A 19,520-nucleotide genomic window follows, 5' to 3' on the forward strand; every position below is an offset into this window, starting at 1 on the left:
CGTGAATGCACTGGCAAAAGGAAGGATCGGATCCCGACTACCGCTTCTCGCTGGCGAACGAAAGAACGTTCCTGGCATGGATCAGGACCGCGTTGGCGGTGCTGGCCGGCGCCATACTTCTCCACCAGGTTGCGACGGGCCTGAGCCCGCGCTGGGTCCTGGTCGCCACGAGCACGGGCCTGGCGTGCGTGACGGCCGTGCTCGGCGGCCTGGCCTACCAGCGGTGGCGCGCCAATGAAATCGCCATGAGGCACTCGCGGCCGTTGCCGGCGTCTCCACTGATGGCGTTGCTGGCCATCACGGCCTTTGTCCTGGGCGCGGGCTGGGCCGGTTACCTGCTCGTGAACTCGTGAGACCGGAACGAGATCCGGGCCTCCAGCCGGAGCGCACCTCTCTCGCATGGCTGCGCACATGCCTGGCCGTGGCGGTCAACGCGATATTGCTGCTGCGTGCCGGAAGCCACCGCGAGGATCTGTGGCTTATCAGCAGCGGCATCGTCATGGTGGCGATCGCGATGCTGCTGGCATACATCGGCCGGGTGCGCCGCAAGAGCTTCTCCGCATCGATCCAGGCGCCGCCAGCGGTCGCGATGGGCATCGCGGCCGCGGCCGTCTTCATCGACAGCTGCGCCGTTGCTTATGCGATGGCCGCGCAGAACGTCGCCGGTTTCTGACGGCCTATGCCGGCCGGGACAGCAGCTGCACGTAATCGTGGTGCGCCGTGTTGATCGTCGACACGCGGTATTCCACGGGACGATCGCCGAACGTGAGAGCCGTGCGCCGCACCTGCATCACCGGCGTGCCGGCCGCGACGCCGAGCACGCGCGCGGCTGCGCGATCGGCGCTGACCGCCCGCGCCCGCTCGAGCGCCTGCGTCACCGTGATCCCGAACTCGGTCTGGTACAGGTGGTAGATCGTGCTCGGGCGTTCGCGGAAGCGCTTCTCGGTCAAGCCCTTGAAGAGCAGCGCCGGCAGCAGCAGCCGGTCGTGGATCACGGGTCGTTGCTGTAGCAGCAGGCGGTTCTCGATCGCGAACGCGGGGTCGCCCGGCTTGACGTGCAGCGCCTGCGCCGCGTCCTCGTCGATGCGTGCGCGCTCGAACGACAGCAGCTCGACCTGCGGGATATCCCGCATGCCGTCGCTGCGCTCGACGTGAAAAAAGCCGAACAGGGAGCGGTCCGCCGTGTGCAATGCCACGAAGGTCCCGCGGCCCTGCCGCCGCACGAGGATGTGCTCGGCCACCAGCTCGTCGACCGCGTGGCGCAGCGTGCCCACCGACACGCCCAGTGAGGCGGAGAGTTCGCTTTCGCTCGGCAGCGCGCCGCCCGCGGGGTAGCGGCCACTTTCGATCGCCTGCAGCAGCGCGAGCTTCACCCGGCGATACAAGGGGCCGCCGGTCGAGCCGGGCACGAGGGGCTCGAAGCCATGGTCGGTGGTTCGGCGCATGGCCGCGATTGTGGAGCATTTTCGTCGACGGACCTACAAGTCATTTATATGAGTTGGTTGACACGCCGATTCCGGTGCACCGACACTGCGCTGCGAATCACACCGGAACAGGAGACAGCAATGATTCATTACGTGTTGCACGACGCGCACGACAACGTCGCGGTGGTCGTCGTCGAAGGGGTGAAGGCCGGCATGGAGCTGAACGGCTGGATCATGGACGAGGACAAGATGACGAACACCGTCGCCAAACAGGACATCCCGATCGGGCACAAGGTGGCGCTCGCCAACATGAGTCCCGGCGACACCGTGATCAAGTACGGCGTCGACATCGGCAAGGTCGTCGCGCCGATCCAGACGGGCCAGCACGCCCATGTCCACAACATCAAGACCAAACGCTGGTAAGGAGCCACCCATGTCCGTCATTTCCAAGCAGACCACCTTCATGGGCTACCGGCGCGAGAACGGCCGCGTGGGCGTGCGCAACCACGTGATCATCCTGCCGCTGGACGACCTGTCGAACGCCGCGGCCGAAGCCGTGGCGCACAACATCAAGGGCGCGATGGCGATCCCGCATCCCTACGGCCGCCTGCAGTTCGGCGCCGACCTGGACCTGCACTTCCGCACACTCATTGGCGCCGGCAGCAACCCGAACGTCGCGGCCGTGGTCGTGATCGGCATCGAGGAAGGCTGGACGAAGAAGGTGGTGGACGGCATCGCCGCCACCGGCAAGCCGGTCGTGGGCTTCGGCATCGAGCTGCACGGCGACCACGACACGATCATGCGCGCGAGCAAGGCCGCACGCGAGTTCGTGCAGTGGGCCAGCGAGAAGCAGCGCACGCCCTGCGAGATCTCCGAGCTGTGGGTCTCCACCAAGTGCGGCGAAAGCGACACCACGTCGGGCTGCGGCGCGAACCCGACCAACGGCAACGCCTTCGACAAGCTCTACGAGGTGGGCAGCACGCTGGTGTTCGGCGAAACGTCCGAGATCACCGGCGGCGAGAACATCGTCGCGGCACGCTGCCGCACGCCCGAGGTCAAGGACCGCTTCATGTTCATGTTCAACCGCTACCAGGCGATGATCGAGCGGCACAAGACGAGCGACCTGTCGGACTCGCAGCCGACCAAGGGCAACATCGCCGGCGGACTGACCACGATCGAGGAGAAGGCGCTCGGCAACATCCAGAAGATCGGCAAGAAGTGCGTGGTCGACGGTGTGCTCGACAAGGCCGAGGTGCCCACGCACCCGGGCCTGTGGTTCATGGATTCGTCCAGCGCCGCGGCCGAGATGGTCACGCTGTGCGCCGCTTCCGGCTTCGCCGTGCACTTCTTCCCGACCGGCCAGGGCAACGTGATCGGCAACCCGATCGTGCCCGTGATCAAGATCTGCGCGAACCCCCGCACCGTGCGCACGATGTCCGAGCACATCGACGTCGACACCTCGGCGCTGCTGCAGCGCGAGATCAATCTCGACCAGGCCGGCGACAAGCTGCTCGAATGCATGATGCGCACGATCAACGGGCGCCTCACGGCGGCCGAGGCGCTCGGCCACCGGGAGTTCGTGCTGACGCGCCTGTACGAGAGCGCCTGATCCGGCCGGCATGCGCATCCTGGTCACCGAGTTCATGGACGGGCCGGCGGTCGACGAGCTGCGGGCAAGGCACGACGTGCTCTACGACCCGCAGCTGGTCGACGACCCGGTCCGCCTGCTCGCCGAAGCGCCGCGGTGCGATGCGATCGTCGTGCGCAACCGCACGCAGGTGCGCGGCGAGCTGCTCGCAGCCCTCGAGCGCTGCACCGTCGTCGGGCGGCTCGGGGTCGGGCTCGACAACATCGACGTGCCAGCCTGCGAGTCGCGCGGCATCCGCGTGATCCCGGCGACGGGAGCCAACGCCCACAGCGTTGCCGAGTACGTGGTCGGCACGGCCATGTTCCTGCTGCGGGGCGCCTATGCATCGAGCGCCGAAGTCGCGGCCGGGCGTTGGCCGCGCAATGTCCTGTCGCAAGGCCGCGAACTCGCGGGCAAGACGCTGGGACTTGTCGGCTTCGGCTCGATCGGCCAGCTCACCGCGCGGGCGGCGAAGGCGATGGGCATGCAGGTAGCGGCGTTCGATCCGGCGCTTCGACAGGACAGCCCGGCGTTCGCGCAGCTCGGCGTCGCGCCGGCCACGCTCGACGAGCTCATCGCGAATGCCGACGTGGTCAGCCTGCATGTGCCGCTCCTGGATTCGACGCGCAACATGATCGACGCGGCACGCATCGCGTCGATGAGAAGGGGCGCGATTCTGGTCAATACCGCGCGCGGCGGCATCGTCGACGAGCTCGCCGTGGCGGCGGCGTTGCGCAGCGGGCATCTCGGTGGCGCCGCGCTCGACGTTTTCGCCGAAGAGCCGCTTCCGGCCGCGCCCCATTTCGCCGGTTGCCCGAACCTGCTGCTCACGCCGCACATCGGGGGCGTGACGCTTGAATCGAACGAGCGTGTGAGCGCCGTGATCGCCGCAAAGGTGCTGGAGGCGCTGCGTTGATGGCCAGACTCGGCATGAAAGAAGCCACCGCGCTGGTCGCGAAGGTTCTACGCAAAGCGGGGGCGGGCGAGGCGATGGCGCAAGCGACCGCGCGGGCGCTGGTGCTGGCCGAGGCGCAGGGCCTCGGGTCGCACGGCCTGAGCCGAGTCGGCCAATACGCGACTCACCTGCGCAATGGCCGCGTCGTGGGCGACGCCGTGCCGAAAGTGCGGCACGCGAAGGGCGGCGCAGTGCTGGTGGATGCGGGCGAGGGGCTTGCGTTTGCGGCGTGCGAGCTCGCGGTCGCGGAAGCCATCGCACGTGCGCGTGAATTCGGCGTCGCGTTCGCGGGCGTGTGCAACAGTCACCACTGCGGCGTCGTCGTGGATCACCTGCGGCCCGCCGCGGCAGCGGGGCTCGTCGGCCTGGGCTTCACCAATTCACCGGCCGCGATGCCGGCGGCGGGCGGGCGTCACCCGATCTTCGGCACCAATCCGATCGCCGCGGTGTTCCCGCGGCGCGACGGGGATCCGCTGCTGGTCGACCTGAGCCTGTCCGAAGTCGCGCGCGGCAAGCTGATGGTCGCGGCCAAGGAAGGCAGATCGATCCCCCTCGGCTGGGCGGTGGACCGCGACGGCCGGCCCACGACCGATCCGAAGGAAGGCCTCGAAGGCGCGATGCTGCCCGTCGGGGCCGCGACGAGCAGCAAGGGCGCAATGCTGGCCCTCGTCGTCGAACTGCTGGTGACGGCACTGCTCGGCGCCAACTTCGGCTTCGAAGCGTCGAGTTTCTTTGTCGACGAAGGCAACCGACCGCGCCTCGGCCAGGCCTTCCTCATCATCGATCCGGGGGCACTCGCCGGGTCGTCCGTGTTCTTCGATCGGATGGAAACGCTGGTCGCCGAGATGTCGAAGGACGAGGGACTGCGCCTGCCGGGCGCGCGCAGGCAGGCGTTGCTGCGCCAGGCGCAGGCGGGCGGGATGCAGGTGCCCGACGCGCTCATCGCGCAAGCGGGAGCGTAACGGCGATGCGGCAAGTCCAGTTGCCGCACGTCACAGTCTCAGGCGTGCGCGCGCCGCCGCTCCCGCTCCTTGAAATGCTGCTTGATGATGTCGGTGAAGCGCGTGCGCGAATGCGCGCGTCGCTCGAGCAGCCCCACGTGCCGCTGGATGCGGTTGCCGGGGATGTCCACCACGCGCAGGTTGCCGTCGCGGGCCCAGTCCACGTTGTCGAGCTTGGGAACGATGGATACCCCGAAGCCCTGGCGCACCAGCGCGAGGATCGCCTCCACGGAATTGAGCTCCAGGCTGTCGTTCACCGCCACACGCGTGCGCGTCAGCACCTGCTCCACGAGGTAGCCGGTCCACAGCGTCCGGTCGAAGCGCAGGAACGGCGCCGTGGCGAGGATGTCTTTCGCGCCGCGCGCCAGTTCGAAATGCGGCTGCCGCGGCACGATCAGGATCATCGGCTCGGTGTACAGCGGCGTCCATTTCACGGTGCCCGGCAAGGCGCGCGGCGGCTGCGTGACGACCGCCGCGTCGAGTTCGCCGCGTTCGACCTTCGGCGCGAAATCGGACGACAAGCCGGCGAACAGCTTGACTTCGAGCCGCGGGTAGTCCCGCTTGAGCGCCCACAGCGCGTCGGCGAACGCGCCCATCAGCGACGACACGAGCGCGCCGACGACCACCGCGCCGGACAGCTCGTCCGCGTCCCCGGTGGCCAGCGCGTCGTAGCGCTGCACGAGCTCCGTGATGTGCGGGATGGCCGCTCGCCCCTGGGTGTTGAGCACGATGCTGCGGCCCGCGCGGTCGAACAGCGCGTGGCCCAGATCTTCTTCCAGCGCGCGCATCTGCAGGCCCACCGCCGGCGCGCTCAGGCCGATCTCCGCGCCGGCCGCGGCGAAACTGCCGTGGCGCACGACGGCCAGGAAGGTCTTGAGGACTCGGATGGACGACACGGTCTGGAAAGTTTTGCTTTGCCTCGCGACAAGTATATTTCGCTTTTCTTTTTCATGCGTGCGCGCGATCATGCGCGCATGAAGGACGAACTCACGGTGAGGATCTGGCGCGGACGCGAGGACGGCGCCTTCGCCACCTATCACGTGCCGCGGCGCGAAAGCCAGACCGTGCTCGATGTGGTGACGCACGTGCAGCGGCAGATCGACCCGACGCTTTCCTACCGCTTCGCCTGCCGCGTGGGCATGTGCGGCTCCTGCGCCATGACCGTCAACGGCGTGGCGCGCTGGACCTGCCGCACGCACGTATCGAAGGTCGCGGAAGGAGGAGCGCTCGAGATCGCACCGCTGTCGAACCTGCCGGTGATCAAGGACCTGGCCACCGACATGCGCGAGTTCTTCGACAAGTGGGCGCGCGCCAAGGGGCAGTTCCGCAGCAGCCGGACGCGCCATGACGATTTCGAGGCCGTCCAGCCGTCGTCCCCCGAGCGCCAGGCGGTCGACGCGGGGATCGAGTGCATCGGCTGCGGCGTGTGCTACGCGTCGTGCGACGTCGTCAGCTGGCGGCCGGACTTCCTCGGCCCCGCGGCGCTGAACCGTGCCTGGACGCTGGTGAACGACGTGCGCGACCAGGCGGGCGTCGAGCGCATGCGCGCTGTCGCGGGCGACGCCGGCTGCCACAGCTGCCACACGCAGGGCTCGTGCACCGAGCGCTGCCCGAAGCACCTCGCGCCGACCGCCGGGATCGCGGGCCTGAAGCGCCGGGTCGCGAAGGCGGCCGTGAAAGGACAGCTGTGAACGGCGCCGCGATCGAAGCCGTCGCGGAAGCCAAGCGCTGGTGGTGGCAGCGCGTGAGCGCGATGGTGCTGGCCGCTTGTGTGCTGGTGCACCTGGGTGTCATCGTCTACGCGGCGCGCAGCGGCATCACGGCCGATCACATCCTGGCACGCACGCGCGGCAACTGGGGCTTCGGCCTGTTCTACGCCACGTTCGTCGTGGCGTGCGCCGTCCACGTTCCCATCGGCCTCGCAACGATTGCGCGCGAATGGCTCGGGTGGTCGAAGCGCTTGTCGCTCAACGCGGCGCGCTTGTTCGGCCTCGTCCTGCTCGTTATGGGGCTGCGTGCCGTCTTCGCGGTGGTGGTGGCATGAAGCGGCGCAACGACTTCCGCAGTCGCGCGCACCCCGCCTACTGGGCGTTCCTGGTGCACCGGCTGTCGGGTCTGGCCCTCGCCGTGTTCCTGCCCCTGCATTTCTGGGCGCTGGGGCATGCGCTGCAAGGCGCCGCGTCGCTCGATGGCTTCCTGCGTTTCACCGAACAGCCGCTGGTGAAGTTCGCGGAATGGTGCCTCGTGGTCCTGCTGTCGCTGCACCTGGCCGGCGGCGCGCGGCTGCTGCTGATCGAGTTCGGCAGCTGGAGCGGGCCGCGCAAGAACTGGATCGCCGCGGGCGCCGGCTTCGGCGCGCTCACCGGCCTGGCTTTCGCGTTGGCGCTGCTCGGCTGAGCGGCGCGGATCGTTTCATACGAAGGAGACAACGATGCATGCATGGAAGGCGAAATTGCGCAAGGCGCTCGCGGCAGCCCTGGGCGCCTTGCTGGCGACCCTGGGTTCCACCGTGCTCGGCGCGGATGTGCCGTGGCCGACAAAACAGGTCACGGTCGTCGTGCCGTTCGTGGCCGGCGGCACGACCGACATCGTGGCCCGGCTGATGGGCCAGAAGCTCAGCGAGATGTGGGGCCAGCCAGTGGTCGTCGACAACCGCGCAGGTGCCGGAGGCAACATCGGCGCGGCGCTCGTCGCGAAGGCGCCGCCGGACGGCCACACCCTGTTGATGGCTTCGGGCAGCATCACCATCAACCCGCACATCTACAAGGACATGGGGTTCAGCCTGCGCGATCTTGCGCCGGTGACCAACGTCGCGAGCGGGCCGATGGTCGTCGCGGTGTCCGCTACCCAGGGACCGGCAACGCTGAAGGAACTCATCAGCCGGGCGAAGGCCAAGCCAGGCATGCTCAACTTCGGTTCAGCCGGCATCGGCAGCCAGGTCCACATGGCCGGCGAGAACTTCGCGAACGCCGCCGGCATCGACATCACCCATGTGCCGTACAAGGGCGAAGCCGCGGCGTACACGGACCTGATGGCGGGGCAGGTGCAGCTCGTCGTCGGCAACATCGGCGCGGTCGCGGGCTTCGTCAACAGCGGACGTTTGCGTGGGCTGGCCGTGACGAGCAAGGAGCGTTCGCCGATGCTGCCGGACGTGCCGACCGCGAGCGAAGCCGGCATGCCCGGCTTTGAGAACTCCGGCTGGTTCGGCTTGATGGCGCCGGCCGGCACGCCGCCCGCCGTCATCGACAAGATCCAGCGCGATACGGCCAAGGTGCTGGCCATGCCCGACGTGAAGGAGAAGCTCGCGAAATACGGGATGGTCCCCATCGGCAACAAGCCGGCCGAGTTCGCCGCGGCGATCGACGCCGAATCGAAGCGCTGGGGCGAGGTGGTGCGGAATCGGCACCTGACGGTTCAATAACGGATTGCAAGGCGGGTAGACCCATGCTGAACGTCGATACTCGCGCGGTCGAGGACGCCGCGAAAGAGCTCTACATCCGGGCGCTGAAGGTGTTGCCGCCCGACGTGAAGCAGGGGTTCGACCGCCTGTCGCAGTCCGAAACGCGCGGCATCGCGCGCTCGGTGCTCGCGACCATGGTGACCAACATCGCCGTGGCCGAGGAGACCGACAACCTGCTGTGCCAGGACACGGGCGTGCCGATCTACAACGTGGTGATCGGCCGCGACGTGAGCATCGCGCCGCAGGACATCCGCGCCGCGATCCGGCGCGGCTGCGAGCGCGCCACGCGCGAGCACCCGCTGCGCTCGTCGGTCGTGCATCCGCTCACGCGTCGCAACGAGCACACCTCGTGCGGCATCGAGGTGCCGGTGATCCACTTCGATTTCGACGACGAGCGCGAGCGCCTGTCCATCGAGATGGTGCCCAAGGGCAGCGGCTCGGAGAACAATTCCTTCCTGCGCATGGCCATCCCGGCCGAAGGCGTGCAGGGCATCAAGCGCTTCGTCGTCGACAGCGTGATCGCGGCGGGCGGCAAGACCTGCCCGCCGACGGTCGTCGGCGTGGGGCTGGGCGGCACGTCCGACCTGTGCGTCGCGCTCGCCAAGCGCGCGGCCACCCGCGCACTCGGAACGCGTTGCGCCGACCCGGACGGCGCAGCGCTGGAGCAGGAACTGTCGGCCGCGGTCAACCAGCTCGGCATCGGCCCGCAAGGGCTGGGCGGGGATTCCACCGCTTTCGCCGTGCACATCGAGCTGGCCGCCACGCACATCACGATGAATCCTGTGGCGGTCAACATGCAATGCCACTCCGCGCGGCGTGCCCGCGCGACGTTCACGCGCGGCGGCGTGAGCTACGGCTTCTAGGGAGCGGCCATGGCCCATCACGAACTCCAGATGCCGATCACCGAGGAGCGGGTGCGCCGCCTGCGCGTGAACGACACGGTCACCTTGCAGCGCACGCTCTTCGGGATCCGCGACGCGACGCTGATCCACATGTTCGACCGCGCGCGTACGACGCGCTTCGACCTGCAGGGGCACGCGGTGATCCACACCGCGCCCAATGTGCGCAAGGTGCCCGCGAGCGCCGACCACCCGGCCGGGTACGCGCCCGTGTGCATCGGCACCACGACCTCGGACCGTATGGAGCGCTTCACGCGCCCGTTGATGCAGCGCGAAGGCGTGCGCCTGATCGTCGGCAAAGGCGGCATGCGCGACGAATCGCTCGCGGCCTTCCGCGACCTCGGCGGCGCATATCTCGCGATCATCGGCGGCACGGCCGCGCTCGAAACAACGTGGATCGAGCAGATCCAGGACGTGGACCTCGACGACCTGAACCCCGAATCGCTGTGGCGCTTCCGCATCCGCGATTTCGGCCCCCTGCTGGTCGCGATGGACAGCCACGGCGGAAGCCTGTACGACGCCGTCCGGCGGGAGGCCGACGCCAATCGCGAGAAGGTCTTGCGCTCGCTCGGGGTGCAGGCATGAACGTGAAGCGGTTGCAGACAGATATCCTGATCCTCGGGTCGGGTGGCGCGGGCCTCTTCGCCGCGCTGCATGCGCACGCGGCTGACCCGTCGCTCAAGATCACGGTCGCGGTCAAGGGCTTGCTCGGCAAGTGCGGCTGCACGCGCATGGTCCAAGGCGGCTACAACGTCGCGCTCGCGCCGGGCGATTCGATCGAGCGCCACTTCATGGACACGATCGAAGGCAGCAAGTGGCTCGCCAACCAGGACCTCGCGTGGACGCTGGTGACGCAGGCGGTGGTCCGCATCCACGAACTCGAGAACGAGCTCGGCTGTTTCTTCGACCGCAACCCGGACGGCACCGTGCACCAGAAGGCGTTCGCGGGCCAGACCTTCGACCGCACCGTGCACAAGGGTGACCTCACGGGCATCGAGATCATCAACCGCCTCGCCGAACAGGTGTGGGCACGCGGGATCGACCGGCTGGAGGAGCATCGCGCCATCGAGCTGATCGCGTCCGCCGACGGCAGCGGGATTTCCGGCGTGCTGATGATCGACATGCGCAGCGGCGAATACGTCTTCGTGCAGGCGAAGGCTGTCTTGCTTGCCACCGGCGGCGGCCCGACGATGTACCGCTATCACACGCCTTCGGGCGAGAAGAGCTGCGACGGCCTGGCGATGGCGCTGCGCGCGGGCATGGCGCTGCGCGACATGGAGATGGTGCAGTTCCATCCAACAGGACTGCTGGCCGGCACGGGCACGCGCATGACCGGCACGGTGCTCGAAGAAGGATTGCGCGGCGCGGGCGGCTGGCTGGTCAATGGCCGCGGTGAGCGCTTCATGGAACGTTACGACGCGCGCGCCGAGCGCGCCACGCGCGACGTGGTCTCGCGCTCGATCTTCAGCGAGATGCGCGCGGGCCGCACGACGCCCAACGGCGGCGTGCACATCCAGATGTCGCACCTCGGTCCCGACAACGTGAAGCGCCAGTTCAAGGGCATGGTCGAGCGCTGCGCCGACTGCGGCTTCGATCTCGCGGGCGGCCTCGTCGAAGTGGTGCCGACGGCGCACTACATGATGGGCGGCGTGATGTTCGAGGCCGATACCTCGACGGCGGTGAAGGGCCTGTTCGCCGCGGGCGAGGACACCGGCGGCGTGCACGGCGCCAACCGGCTCGGCGGCAACGGCGTCGCGAACTCCACGGTCTTCGGCGGCATCGCCGGCGACACCATGGCGAAATGGGTGCCACGGCACGGCGCATGGCGCGCACCCGACGAATCGGCGATCGCACGCAGCGTCGAGTCGCACGAAGTCCCTTTGCGCAACAAGCCGGCGAACATCGACCCGATCCGCGAAGAGCTGTACAGCTGCATGTGGGACGACGCGGGCATCCTGCGCGACGCACGCGGCCTGAAGCGCGCGCAATCGCGTCTGCACGAACTGCAGCTCGAACTGGCGCGCAGCGGCGTGCCGGGAGACGACCGCGGCTTCAACGTGAGCTGGCACGACTGGCTGAACCTGCGCAGCCTCATCGAGGTGAGCCAGGCCGTCACGGCCGCGGCGCTCGTGCGCGAGGACTCGCGCGGTGCGCACTTCCGCGAGGATTTCCCGGAAGCGGGCGAGCTGGAGGCTTCGCGCTACACAGTGGTGCGCAAGCAGGGCGATGCGTTGTCGGTCGCCACGGAGCCGGTTCGCTTCACGCGTGTGCGTCCCGGCGAGAGCCTGATCGAGTGATGCTGCACGCCTGGGGCGATTGGGCGGGCATGGCCGGCGCCGTGTTCGCCGCGTACACGATCTTCGGGCTGACGGGGTTCGGGTCGGCCGTCGTTGCCGTGCCTGTCCTCGTTCAGTTCGTGCCGCTCACGTTCGCGGTGCCGCTGATCCTGCTGCTTGACTTCTGCGCGACCCTCGCCGTCGGCGCGCTCAACTGGCGCCTGGTCTCGCGCGCCGAGCTCTTGCGCCTCGTTCCCTTCATGCTGCTCGGCATCTACGCCGGCGTCACGCTGCTGGTGAACGTCGAGCCGCGCTGGTTGCTGCTGGCGCTGGGTGTCTTCGTGCTGCTGAACGCGCTGTGGAACCTCGTGCGGCCGGCGCAGGCCCAGCCCGTGAGCGCGCTGTGGTCGGCACCGGCCGGTGTCGCGGGTGGCGTGTTCAGCGCGCTCTTCGGCACCGGCGGCCCGATCTACACCACCTACCTCGCGCGGCGCGTGGACAGCGCGAGCTTCCGGGCGACAACGGTGACGATCATCCTCATGAGCGGGCTCATCCGTGCCGTCACGTTCGCGAGCAATGGCCTGTTGAACCAGGCGGGGCTGCTGGGCACCTGGCTCTGGCTGCTGCCGGTGTGCGCGCTCGGTGTGTTCATAGGCAGCAAGTTGCACGCCCGCCTTCCGCTTTTGCGGGTGCGGCAGGCGCTCTTTGCGCTGCTGGCAATTTCCGGTGCAGCGGTGATCGCGCGTGCGCTGGCGAAATAGGCAATCAAGCTTTCGCCGCGTCCGGAAAGAAGAAAGGACCTAGCCGAGCGCTAAGTCCTTGAGAAGAGTGGTGGGCCCTGAGTGACTCGAACACTCGACCTACGGATTAAGAGTCCGCTGCTCTACCAACTGAGCTAAGAGCCCACTCTGAAAACGAAACTGTGGTGGAGAGGAGGAGGATCGAACTCCCGACCTTCGCATTGCGAACGCGACGCTCTCCCAGCTGAGCTACCCCCCCACAGAAGAGAGAGCGGTATTGTAGCAAAAACTTCATGCCGCCTTCAGCAGCGGCGGCGCGAACAGGGCTTCCGTCTCCTTGCGGATGCGGTACGCGCGCGTGGCCTGGTCCATCGCGACGTCGCTCCACGTGAGGCTCTGGCCCTTCTTCACCGGCCGCACGAGTTTCACGTCGTGCGCCAGGCCGAGCGGCAGCCCGCCCATCTGCATCGATTTCGCCGAGGGCAGCAGCTTGCCCCACACCGTGTAGCCGCCTTCGCCGTCCAGCACCTCGCCCGGATTCAGGTCGCGCTTGGCGGTAGCGACCACGTCTGCGTTCCAGCAGGTCGCGACACCCGTGGGTTCGCCGCGCAGGGCGACGCTGGCCACCGACATGCCCACTTCGAGGCCGATGAGGTGCCAGCGCTTGTAGAGCGTGAAGTAGCGCCCGCTCGGGTCGGTATGCGCGTTGTATTCCTCGAAGCAGTTCCTGACGTATTCCGTCTCGCCCTCGACCGTGACCCACACACCCATCCGGATGTCGTAGGGGATCTGCCGCCCGTCCGCTTCGAGCGACGAGATCACTTCGACCATGCCCTTGCGTTCCAGCACGCCGCCTTCCTCGCGCGGGCGCGTGACGAAGGGAATGTCCTCGACGCTCGCGGGCGGGTAGAGCAGGCCGTTGCCCGGCACGGTGAGGCCGGTGGCGTTGGCAACCGCGGTGCTCTCGATCGACGGCTTGCTGCCGTCGAGGAAGCTGTTGAACATCTTCGGGTTCAGGCCGCCGCGCTTCGCTTGTTCCGGCGTGAGCCCGTAGTAGCCCCACACCGTCTCCGGCGTGGATTCGCAGAAGTGCGGCAGCCACTTGTGGCCGCGCCCGGCGGCGACGACCGGGAAGCCGCAGGTGCGAGCCCAGTCGACCAGATCGCAGATCAGTGCGGGCTGGTCGCCGAAGGCGAGCGAATAGATCACGCCGGCTTCCCGCGCGCGTCGTGCGAGCAGCGGGCCACAGAACGCGTCGGCCTCCACCGTGACGTTCACGACGTGCTTGCCGTTGATGAAGGCCTCGAGGCAGTGATCGACCGCGGCGATCGGATGGCCCGTGCATTCGACGACCACGTCGATGGCCGGATGGCGCACGAGCGCCTGCCAGTCGGTGCCCAGGTACGTGGCGCCGGTCTTGAGCGCGGCGTCGATCGATGCGGCCTGTGTGCGCTCGGGCGACCAGCCGACGCGGGCGAGGTTGGTGCGCGCCGCGTCCGGCGAGAGGTCCGCGATCGCCGCGAGATGCACGCCGGGGGTGTTCGGCACCTGCGCGAGGTACATCGAGCCGAACTTGCCGGCCCCGATCAGGCCCACGCGCACGGGCTTGCCTTCGGCGGCGCGTTGCCGGAGTTTCGAATACAGGCTCATCACGCCGCCTTCTTCACTTCGTCGATCGGCACCGGCGACGTCTGCAAGGCACTCGCGGGCACGCCGCCCTTCCACGGCAGCTCGACGGGGTAGGGCTTGAGCAGGCAGTCGTCGGGCAGGCACTCGATGGCCGTGAAATCGCGGTGCGCGATGTACTCGGGCCGCTTGAAGCGGCGGATGTGGTTGGACACCGCGCACAGCGACAGGTACACGCTCACGCGGTTCCACGGCGAGAGATTGCTGGTGGATGCGTGCACCAGGCAGCTGTGGAACAGGATCATCGAGCCGGCCGGGCCCTTCGGCGCGACGATGCCGCCGCTCTTGCCGCCGGCGCGCGCGACGAGCTTCGAGACGAGCTCGTGGTCCACCACCCACAGCGGGTAGCTCGTCGTTCCCGGGTCGTGCTCGGCCTCGATCACGCCGCGCTTGTGGCTGCCGGGGATGAACATCAGCGGGCCGTTGAACTCGTTCACGTCGTCCAGGAAGATCGCGACGTTCATTGCGCGCTCGGTGGGCATCATGTCGTCGTTGAGCCAGGTGCCGTAGTCCTGGTGCCACTGCCACACGTCGCCTTCGAAGGCCATCTTCCCGTTGATCTTGAACTGGTGCATGTAGACCTGTTCGTCGAACAGGTCCATCACCGGCTCCACCATGCGCGGATGGCGCGCCAGCCGCGCGAACGGCTCGCTGTACATGTGCGCGGCGAAATTCGTTCGCACCGCATCGCGGCCCTTCTCGCGCACGTTGTACGCTTCCCGCCGCGCGTACAGGCTCGGCACTTCGTCGGTGAGCACCTTGACCTCCTCGGGCGTGAACAGGCCGGGGAAGAAGAGGTAACCGTCCCGGTCGAACTGCTCGAGCTGTTCCTTCGTGAGTTTCATGGCTTGGCTCCCTGGGTTTTGAGGACGCGGTCCAGCCGCAGCGCGAGGTTCTCGCTCGCGCGCTGGCTGTGCTGCTCGATCAGGCGCGCGGCCTTCTCGCCGTCGCCGGCCGCGATCGCCTTCGCGATGGCTTCGTGCTCGTCCCACACCGTCTCGCGCTGGCGCGCCTCGCGCAGCACGGCCCCCATGACGCGGCGCAGGTGGCGCCAGTGCTGCTGCGCCGTCTGCGCGATGAGCGGGTTGCCGCTGGCGGCGTAGATCGCGTTGTGGAAGGCGAGGTCGGCGTCGATCATCGCCTTCACGGCGCGCCCGCGCGCGGCCTTGCGCCCTTGCTCGAACAACCTCGGATCGAGCTTCGTGCGGCGCGCCGCCGCCAGTCGCGCGGCCAGCGCATCGAGCGCCCCGCGCACCTGGTAGATGCTGCGCATCGCGGCAACATCCAGCGGCGCGACCAGCACGCCGCGGCCGGGCGCGTCCCGCACGAAGCCGTCCTTCTTCAGCAGGCGCAGCGCCTGCAGCACCGGCTGGCGCGAGACGGCGAGTTTCTCGGCGATGTCTTCCTGCGTGATGCGCTCGCCCGGCGCGAGCGAGCCCTCGCTGATGGCGTCGAGCAGGCGGGCGTAGACCTGCTCGACGAGGTCGGGTGCGGCATCGAGCTTGACGAGCTGGGCGGCCACGGCGATGTACTCTGTATACAGAATACATCGCCCTCGGCCGGGCCGCAACCCCCGGATGGCCGGGCCGCGTTCAGTCCTCTTCGCCGCCCCGGATCACCAGCACCGGCACCGGCGAAAGACGGATGACCTGCTCCGCGCCGCTGCCCAGCAGCACGCGCCCGAGCCCGCGGCGCCCGTGCGTGCCGACGACCACCAGGTCGGCACTCCAGTGGGTCGCCTCGCGTGCGATGGATTCGCCCAGCCGCTGGCCCGGTGCGTCGACCAGCGTGGTCTCGGGTTCCACGCCCGCCGCGCGCGCGATCTCGGCCGCTGCGACGAGCACGCGTTCGGCGGCACGCCGGGCCGCCGGATAGACCTCCGCGCCGGCCTCGAAGCCGGTGAGGAACATCAGCTCGTCGAGCACATGCACCAGGCGCACGTGCGCGTCGCCGTCCCGCGCGATGTTCAGTGCGGCGACGAGCGCCCGGTTCGAGGTCGGGCTGCCGTCGACCGGCACGAGGATGCGTCGATAGGTACGCATGGAACTCTCCTTCAGTGATCGTCCGTCCAGTCTTCGGCATGGGTCGACGCGGCGGGTTGACGAGGGTCAAGTCGTGGCGGCGCGCGTGGGTCAAAGTGAATTCGCAGCTTCGAAGGAGAGTTCCATGGACATCGGATGCCTCTGCAAATACCCGGTCATCGCCGTTGCCGCCGATGCGCCCGTCGGGGACGCGGCAGCGCTGATGTGCGAACACCACGTGGGCGCGCTGGCCGTGGTGACCGACGACGATCCGCCCAACGTGCTGGGAGTGATCACCGATCGCGACCTGGCGCTGGAGGTGCTCGGCCGGGCACAGCCTGCGGCGAACGTGCGCGCCCGCGACGTGGCGCACTCGCCGCCGGTGGCGATCGGCAAGCACGCCAGCGTCCACGAGGCAATCTCGTCGATGCAGGTGGCCGGCGTGCGGCGGTTGCTGGTGGTGGACGACACCGGCAACGTCGTGGGCCTGGTGTCGTTCGACGACCTGCTGGGTGCCATTGCCGAAGAGCTCGCCGGGCTCGCACGTGCGCTGCGCGCCGGCATCGCGCGCGAGACGAGCGACCGCGCCGTGATCAGCGTGCCCGCGGCGCGCCAGCTCGCCTATCCGGCGTTCGGGATGGTGGCGGCGCAATGACGGTTCGGGGTGTGCCGTTCATTTCACGAGCAGCACCGGCAGGGGCGCCTGGGCAACGACCTTCTGGGCGACGCTCCCCATGAGGGCGCGTCCGAGCAGCCCATGGCCGTGCGTTCCCATGACGATCATCCCCGCCTTCTCGCGCCTGGCGGCCGCGACGATCTCGTCGGAGGCGTGTCCCACCACCCAGGCCGTCCTGAAGGCAATGTCATGGCGGCCGAGGAAACGCTCCACGGGATCGAGCACCTTGCGGGCTTCCTCTCGATGCCAGTCGCGCACGGCCGCCGCGCCGGCGAGCGCCTTCACGCGCGGCGGAACCGGTGCCTGCACGTTGAGGACGACCAGCTCGCCGGCGTCTGCCGCCAGCTCTTCATGGGTGACCAGGAAAGCCAGTGCCTTCTTCGTGAACTTGCTGCCGTCGGCAGCCAGGAGGATCTTCATGTTCGTTTCCTTCGGATGGAGAGTAATCGTGCGCTTGCCGGCCCCGTTGATTTGCATCAAGCTGCCTGAAGGGCAGCGGATTACCGTGACGTGATGCGACTGATTTTCCTCGGCGGCGCCGGCACTGTCACGGGCTCGAAGTACCTGCTGGAGCACGAAGGCCGGCGCGTCCTGGTCGACTGCGGACTGTTCCAGGGCCTGAAGCAGCTGAGGCTGCGCAACTGGGATCGCTTCCCGGTGGACCCGGAGAGCATCGGCGCCGTGGTCCTGACGCATGCGCACATCGACCACAGCGGGTTCGTGCCGGCACTGGCGCGTGCCGGCTTTCGCGGACCGGTGTTCGCGACCGCGGCGACCTGCGACCTGGCCTCGCTGCTGCTGCCGGACTCCGGGCACCTGCAGGAAGAAGAAGCCTCGTTCGCCAACCGCAAGGGATTTTCCAAGCACAAGCCCGCGCTGCCGCTCTACACGGAAGACGATGCGCGGCACTGTCTCCATCAGTTCAAGCCCGTCCCGTTCGCGCAGGAGTTCGAGCCGGTGCGCGGCGTGCGCATGCGTTTTTCGGCGGCAGGCCACATCCTCGGCGCGGCCAGCGTGCGGACGGAATGGGATGGCGGCACGGTGCTCTTCTCCGGCGATCTCGGGCGGCAGGCCGACACGCTGATGAAACCGCCCGACGCGCCGCCCGAAGCGGACTACGTGCTGATCGAATCCACGTACGGCGACCGCGCGCATGCGCAGGCCGATCCGGCAGCCGCGCTCGGCGAAGTCATCAACCGCACGGCGGCTCGCGGCGGCGTGGTGGTCGTGCCGGCGTTCGCCGTCGGTCGGGCGCAGGCGCTCCTTTACCTGATCGCCACGCTGAAGGCGCAGCGGCGCATTCCGGACGTGCCCGTGTTCCTCAACAGCCCGATGGCCGCGGACGTGACGACGCTGTACCACCGCTACCGCGAGCAGCACCGGCTCGACGACGAGCAATGCCGCGCGATGTGCTCGGCCGCGCGCATCGTCAACTCCGTCGAGGAATCCGAAAGCCTCAACCAGCTGCGCACGCCGGCCGTGATCGTTTCGGCGAGCGGCATGGCCACCGGCGGACGCGTGGTGCACCACCTGAAGGCCTTTGCGCCGGATCGTCGCAACACCATCCTGCTGGCCGGCTACCAGGCGGCGGGCACGCGGGGCGCGGCGCTGGCGGCGGGGGCCAGCGAGATCAAGATCCACGGTGAATACGTCCCGGTCCGCGCCGAGGTGGCGAGCCTGGGTGCGCTGTCGGCCCATGCGGATCGCGCGGAACTCCTCGGGTGGGCGGCGGCGATGCCGCGCACGCCGAAGCAGGCCTTCATCGTCCACGGGGAACCCGTGGCGGCCGACAGCCTGCGCCTGCAGCTTGCCGACAGGCTCGGGTGGAATTGCCGCGTGGCCGAACACCTGCAGTCCGTCGATCTCTGAGCCGCGCCGCCCCTACACTCGGCGGCATGACGAAGTACGACCCGGCCTGGCTCGATCGCCAGTACAACAACCGTGAACTGGTGCCCGAGCACCCCGAGCATTTCCGCCGCTGGGCGGCCGATTCGATCCAGGCGATGCGCGGCGGCGGGCGCGAACTGGACGTGCGCTACGGCGGCGGGCCGAACGAGCACCTGGACATCTTCCGCGCGGAGGCGAACGAGCCCGCGCCGGTGCTCTTCTTCATCCACGGCGGCTACTGGCGCGGGTTCGACAAGCGCGACCATGCCTTCGTCGCGCCGCCCTTCACGCGCCGGGGCGTGTGCGTGGTCGTGCCGAACTACGCGCTGTGCCCGGCAGTGACCGTGCCCGACATCGTGATGCAGATGGTGAAGGCGCTCGCGTGGACGAGGAAGAACATCGCGAAACACGGGGGCGATCCCGACCGGATCACGGTGGCGGGCCATTCGGCCGGTGGCCAGCTCGCCGCGATGATGATGTCGTGCAGCTGGCCGGCGTACGACGCCGCCTTGCCCGCCGATCTGGTGAAGGGCGCGCTCTCGATCTCGGGCCTGCACGACCTCGAGCCGATCATGCACACGCCTTTCCTGCAAACGTCGTTGCAGCTCACGCCCCAGCAGGTGCGCAAGGCCAGTCCCGCACGCCTGCCGGCGCCGTCGCAAGGGCGGCTCTATGCGGTGTGCGGCGGCGACGAGAGCGAGGAGTATCACCGGCAGAACCGGCTGATCCGCGAGGCGTGGGGTGCGCAGCGCGTGCCCGTGTGCGAAGAATTGCCCGGCCGCAATCATTTCACGGCACTGGAGGCGCTGGCCGAGCCGGAAGACCGGCTGCACCAGCTCGCACTCGAACTCATCCTGGGCTGACGCAT

General features: G+C 68.5%; 24 protein-coding genes and 2 tRNA genes. 17 read left to right on the plus strand and 9 right to left on the minus strand.

The genetic code is table 11. The annotated features are described in order from the left end of the window. Nucleotides 1-5: 5 nt before the first annotated feature. Nucleotides 6-353: a YidH family protein gene (locus AC3EF3_RS05395; protein WP_488531128.1), complete on the plus strand. Its 348-nt coding sequence runs from the start codon at nucleotides 6-8 to the stop codon at nucleotides 351-353. Beyond that, nucleotides 350-673, plus strand: coding sequence for a DUF202 domain-containing protein (locus tag AC3EF3_RS05400; protein WP_488531129.1), 324 nt, complete (start codon nucleotides 350-352; stop codon nucleotides 671-673). Before AC3EF3_RS05395 ends, AC3EF3_RS05400 begins: the two co-directional genes overlap by 4 nt. Nucleotides 674-677: 4 nt before the next feature. Here the strand turns inward: AC3EF3_RS05400 and AC3EF3_RS05405 are convergent, their stop codons facing one another. Continuing rightward, nucleotides 678-1,445 (minus strand): GntR family transcriptional regulator, encoded by a 768-nt coding sequence (locus tag AC3EF3_RS05405; protein ID WP_488531130.1) that lies wholly within the window; start codon nucleotides 1,443-1,445, stop codon nucleotides 678-680. Between the two features lie 120 nt (nucleotides 1,446-1,565). Between AC3EF3_RS05405 and AC3EF3_RS05410 the strand changes: the two genes are divergently transcribed. The 4 genes from AC3EF3_RS05410 to AC3EF3_RS05425 are packed head-to-tail and all read left to right on the plus strand — an operon-like array spanning nucleotide 1,566 to nucleotide 4,968. Then, entirely contained in the window at nucleotides 1,566-1,847 is a 282-nt protein-coding gene (locus AC3EF3_RS05410) for a UxaA family hydrolase (RefSeq protein WP_488531131.1), read from the plus strand. Between the two features lie 10 nt (nucleotides 1,848-1,857). Further along, complete coding sequence (locus AC3EF3_RS05415) at nucleotides 1,858-3,033, plus strand: UxaA family hydrolase (RefSeq protein ID WP_488531132.1); 1,176 nt, start codon at nucleotides 1,858-1,860, stop codon at nucleotides 3,031-3,033. A 10-nt stretch (nucleotides 3,034-3,043) separates the two neighbouring features. Continuing rightward, nucleotides 3,044-3,967, plus strand: a complete 924-nt coding sequence (locus AC3EF3_RS05420; RefSeq protein ID WP_488531133.1) for a hydroxyacid dehydrogenase — start codon at nucleotides 3,044-3,046, stop codon at nucleotides 3,965-3,967. After that, complete coding sequence (locus AC3EF3_RS05425; RefSeq protein WP_488531134.1) at nucleotides 3,967-4,968, plus strand: Ldh family oxidoreductase; 1,002 nt, start codon at nucleotides 3,967-3,969, stop codon at nucleotides 4,966-4,968. Before AC3EF3_RS05420 ends, AC3EF3_RS05425 begins: the two co-directional genes overlap by 1 nt. Nucleotides 4,969-5,006: 38 nt before the next feature. On the opposite strand, the gene AC3EF3_RS05430 is transcribed toward AC3EF3_RS05425, so the two are convergent. Beyond that, on the minus strand, nucleotides 5,007-5,903 hold the full coding sequence (locus AC3EF3_RS05430; protein ID WP_488531135.1) for a LysR family transcriptional regulator: 897 nt from the start codon (nucleotides 5,901-5,903) through the stop codon (nucleotides 5,007-5,009). Nucleotides 5,904-5,981: 78 nt separating this feature from the next. On the opposite strand from AC3EF3_RS05430, the gene AC3EF3_RS05435 reads away from it, so the two are divergent. From AC3EF3_RS05435 to AC3EF3_RS05470, 8 genes are read left to right on the plus strand one after another with little or no spacing between them, the layout of a single operon-like run. Further along, nucleotides 5,982-6,698, plus strand: coding sequence for a succinate dehydrogenase/fumarate reductase iron-sulfur subunit (locus AC3EF3_RS05435; RefSeq protein WP_488531136.1), 717 nt, complete (start codon nucleotides 5,982-5,984; stop codon nucleotides 6,696-6,698). Next, the gene (locus tag AC3EF3_RS05440) at nucleotides 6,695-7,051 is read left to right on the plus strand and encodes a succinate dehydrogenase/fumarate reductase transmembrane subunit (RefSeq protein WP_488531137.1); all 357 of its coding nucleotides are present in this window, start codon (nucleotides 6,695-6,697) and stop codon (nucleotides 7,049-7,051) included. The genes AC3EF3_RS05435 and AC3EF3_RS05440 overlap by 4 nt, the downstream gene beginning before the upstream one ends. Beyond that, nucleotides 7,048-7,404, plus strand: coding sequence for a succinate dehydrogenase, cytochrome b556 subunit (gene sdhC, locus AC3EF3_RS05445; protein WP_488531138.1), 357 nt, complete (start codon nucleotides 7,048-7,050; stop codon nucleotides 7,402-7,404). The genes AC3EF3_RS05440 and sdhC overlap by 4 nt, the downstream gene beginning before the upstream one ends. A 34-nt stretch (nucleotides 7,405-7,438) precedes the next feature. After that, on the plus strand, nucleotides 7,439-8,428 hold the full coding sequence (locus tag AC3EF3_RS05450; protein WP_488531139.1) for a tripartite tricarboxylate transporter substrate binding protein: 990 nt from the start codon (nucleotides 7,439-7,441) through the stop codon (nucleotides 8,426-8,428). Nucleotides 8,429-8,451: 23 nt separating this feature from the next. Next, on the plus strand, nucleotides 8,452-9,330 hold the full coding sequence (locus tag AC3EF3_RS05455; protein WP_488531140.1) for a fumarate hydratase: 879 nt from the start codon (nucleotides 8,452-8,454) through the stop codon (nucleotides 9,328-9,330). A gap of 9 nt (nucleotides 9,331-9,339) precedes the next feature. Beyond that, nucleotides 9,340-9,951, plus strand: coding sequence for a fumarate hydratase C-terminal domain-containing protein (locus tag AC3EF3_RS05460; protein ID WP_488531141.1), 612 nt, complete (start codon nucleotides 9,340-9,342; stop codon nucleotides 9,949-9,951). Continuing rightward, nucleotides 9,948-11,663, plus strand: coding sequence for an L-aspartate oxidase (locus tag AC3EF3_RS05465; RefSeq protein ID WP_488531142.1), 1,716 nt, complete (start codon nucleotides 9,948-9,950; stop codon nucleotides 11,661-11,663). The genes AC3EF3_RS05460 and AC3EF3_RS05465 overlap by 4 nt, the downstream gene beginning before the upstream one ends. Then, nucleotides 11,663-12,403 (plus strand): sulfite exporter TauE/SafE family protein, encoded by a 741-nt coding sequence (locus tag AC3EF3_RS05470; protein WP_488531143.1) that lies wholly within the window; start codon nucleotides 11,663-11,665, stop codon nucleotides 12,401-12,403. Before AC3EF3_RS05465 ends, AC3EF3_RS05470 begins: the two co-directional genes overlap by 1 nt. Nucleotides 12,404-12,471: 68 nt before the next feature. On the opposite strand, the gene AC3EF3_RS05475 is transcribed toward AC3EF3_RS05470, so the two are convergent. The 6 genes from AC3EF3_RS05475 to AC3EF3_RS05500 all read right to left on the minus strand — a co-directional run bounded on the left by AC3EF3_RS05475 (nucleotide 12,472) and on the right by AC3EF3_RS05500 (nucleotide 16,110). Next, nucleotides 12,472-12,547 (minus strand) — tRNA-Lys (locus AC3EF3_RS05475). 18 nt (nucleotides 12,548-12,565) lie between these two features. Next, nucleotides 12,566-12,641, minus strand: a tRNA-Ala gene (locus AC3EF3_RS05480). 32 nt (nucleotides 12,642-12,673) lie between these two features. After that, nucleotides 12,674-14,032, minus strand: coding sequence for an NAD(P)H-dependent oxidoreductase (locus AC3EF3_RS05485; RefSeq protein ID WP_488531144.1), 1,359 nt, complete (start codon nucleotides 14,030-14,032; stop codon nucleotides 12,674-12,676). Next, complete coding sequence (locus AC3EF3_RS05490; protein WP_488531145.1) at nucleotides 14,032-14,913, minus strand: phytanoyl-CoA dioxygenase family protein; 882 nt, start codon at nucleotides 14,911-14,913, stop codon at nucleotides 14,032-14,034. The genes AC3EF3_RS05485 and AC3EF3_RS05490 overlap by 1 nt, the downstream gene beginning before the upstream one ends. Next, complete coding sequence (locus tag AC3EF3_RS05495; RefSeq protein ID WP_488531146.1) at nucleotides 14,910-15,590, minus strand: GntR family transcriptional regulator; 681 nt, start codon at nucleotides 15,588-15,590, stop codon at nucleotides 14,910-14,912. Before AC3EF3_RS05495 ends, AC3EF3_RS05490 begins: the two co-directional genes overlap by 4 nt. Before the next feature lie 70 nt (nucleotides 15,591-15,660). Next, nucleotides 15,661-16,110, minus strand: a complete 450-nt coding sequence (locus AC3EF3_RS05500) for a universal stress protein (RefSeq protein ID WP_488531147.1) — start codon at nucleotides 16,108-16,110, stop codon at nucleotides 15,661-15,663. Nucleotides 16,111-16,234: 124 nt separating this feature from the next. Here AC3EF3_RS05500 and AC3EF3_RS05505 point away from each other — a divergent pair, with 124 nt between their 5' ends. Next, nucleotides 16,235-16,744: a CBS domain-containing protein gene (locus AC3EF3_RS05505; RefSeq protein WP_488531148.1), complete on the plus strand. Its 510-nt coding sequence runs from the start codon at nucleotides 16,235-16,237 to the stop codon at nucleotides 16,742-16,744. 18 nt (nucleotides 16,745-16,762) lie between these two features. On the opposite strand, the gene AC3EF3_RS05510 is transcribed toward AC3EF3_RS05505, so the two are convergent. Further along, a complete protein-coding gene (locus tag AC3EF3_RS05510) occupies nucleotides 16,763-17,185 on the minus strand; it encodes a universal stress protein (protein ID WP_488531149.1) in 423 nt (140 codons plus the stop codon). A 93-nt stretch (nucleotides 17,186-17,278) separates the two neighbouring features. Between AC3EF3_RS05510 and AC3EF3_RS05515 the strand changes: the two genes are divergently transcribed. Both AC3EF3_RS05515 and AC3EF3_RS05520 read left to right on the plus strand, forming a co-directional pair. Then, nucleotides 17,279-18,634, plus strand: a complete 1,356-nt coding sequence (locus AC3EF3_RS05515) for an MBL fold metallo-hydrolase (RefSeq protein WP_488531150.1) — start codon at nucleotides 17,279-17,281, stop codon at nucleotides 18,632-18,634. Between the two features lie 26 nt (nucleotides 18,635-18,660). Next, entirely contained in the window at nucleotides 18,661-19,515 is an 855-nt protein-coding gene (locus AC3EF3_RS05520) for an alpha/beta hydrolase (protein ID WP_488531151.1), read from the plus strand. The last annotated feature ends 5 nt before the right edge of the window (nucleotides 19,516-19,520 follow it).

It is taken from the genome of Ramlibacter sp. GS1-15, from assembly GCF_057785015.1.

Excerpts from the sequence above, each read along its gene's own strand:
- AC3EF3_RS05395 (WP_488531128.1), top strand. The coding sequence starts at position 6 with ATGCACTGGCAAAAGGAAGGATCGGATCCCGACTACCGCTTCTCGCTG.
- AC3EF3_RS05405 (WP_488531130.1), bottom strand. The coding sequence starts at position 1,445 with ATGCGCCGAACCACCGACCATGGCTTCGAGCCCCTCGTGCCCGGCTCG.
- AC3EF3_RS05410 (WP_488531131.1), top strand. The coding sequence starts at position 1,566 with ATGATTCATTACGTGTTGCACGACGCGCACGACAACGTCGCGGTGGTC.
- AC3EF3_RS05415 (WP_488531132.1), top strand. The coding sequence starts at position 1,858 with ATGTCCGTCATTTCCAAGCAGACCACCTTCATGGGCTACCGGCGCGAG.
- AC3EF3_RS05420 (WP_488531133.1), top strand. The coding sequence starts at position 3,044 with ATGCGCATCCTGGTCACCGAGTTCATGGACGGGCCGGCGGTCGACGAG.
- AC3EF3_RS05425 (WP_488531134.1), top strand. The coding sequence starts at position 3,967 with ATGGCCAGACTCGGCATGAAAGAAGCCACCGCGCTGGTCGCGAAGGTT.
- AC3EF3_RS05435 (WP_488531136.1), top strand. The coding sequence starts at position 5,982 with ATGAAGGACGAACTCACGGTGAGGATCTGGCGCGGACGCGAGGACGGC.
- sdhC (WP_488531138.1), top strand. The coding sequence starts at position 7,048 with ATGAAGCGGCGCAACGACTTCCGCAGTCGCGCGCACCCCGCCTACTGG.
- AC3EF3_RS05450 (WP_488531139.1), top strand. The coding sequence starts at position 7,439 with ATGCATGCATGGAAGGCGAAATTGCGCAAGGCGCTCGCGGCAGCCCTG.
- AC3EF3_RS05455 (WP_488531140.1), top strand. The coding sequence starts at position 8,452 with ATGCTGAACGTCGATACTCGCGCGGTCGAGGACGCCGCGAAAGAGCTC.
- AC3EF3_RS05460 (WP_488531141.1), top strand. The coding sequence starts at position 9,340 with ATGGCCCATCACGAACTCCAGATGCCGATCACCGAGGAGCGGGTGCGC.
- AC3EF3_RS05465 (WP_488531142.1), top strand. The coding sequence starts at position 9,948 with ATGAACGTGAAGCGGTTGCAGACAGATATCCTGATCCTCGGGTCGGGT.
- AC3EF3_RS05470 (WP_488531143.1), top strand. The coding sequence starts at position 11,663 with ATGCTGCACGCCTGGGGCGATTGGGCGGGCATGGCCGGCGCCGTGTTC.
- AC3EF3_RS05485 (WP_488531144.1), bottom strand. The coding sequence starts at position 14,032 with ATGAGCCTGTATTCGAAACTCCGGCAACGCGCCGCCGAAGGCAAGCCC.
- AC3EF3_RS05490 (WP_488531145.1), bottom strand. The coding sequence starts at position 14,913 with ATGAAACTCACGAAGGAACAGCTCGAGCAGTTCGACCGGGACGGTTAC.
- AC3EF3_RS05500 (WP_488531147.1), bottom strand. The coding sequence starts at position 16,110 with ATGCGTACCTATCGACGCATCCTCGTGCCGGTCGACGGCAGCCCGACC.
- AC3EF3_RS05505 (WP_488531148.1), top strand. The coding sequence starts at position 16,235 with ATGGACATCGGATGCCTCTGCAAATACCCGGTCATCGCCGTTGCCGCC.
- AC3EF3_RS05510 (WP_488531149.1), bottom strand. The coding sequence starts at position 17,185 with ATGAAGATCCTCCTGGCTGCCGACGGCAGCAAGTTCACGAAGAAGGCA.
- AC3EF3_RS05515 (WP_488531150.1), top strand. The coding sequence starts at position 17,279 with ATGCGACTGATTTTCCTCGGCGGCGCCGGCACTGTCACGGGCTCGAAG.
- AC3EF3_RS05520 (WP_488531151.1), top strand. The coding sequence starts at position 18,661 with ATGACGAAGTACGACCCGGCCTGGCTCGATCGCCAGTACAACAACCGT.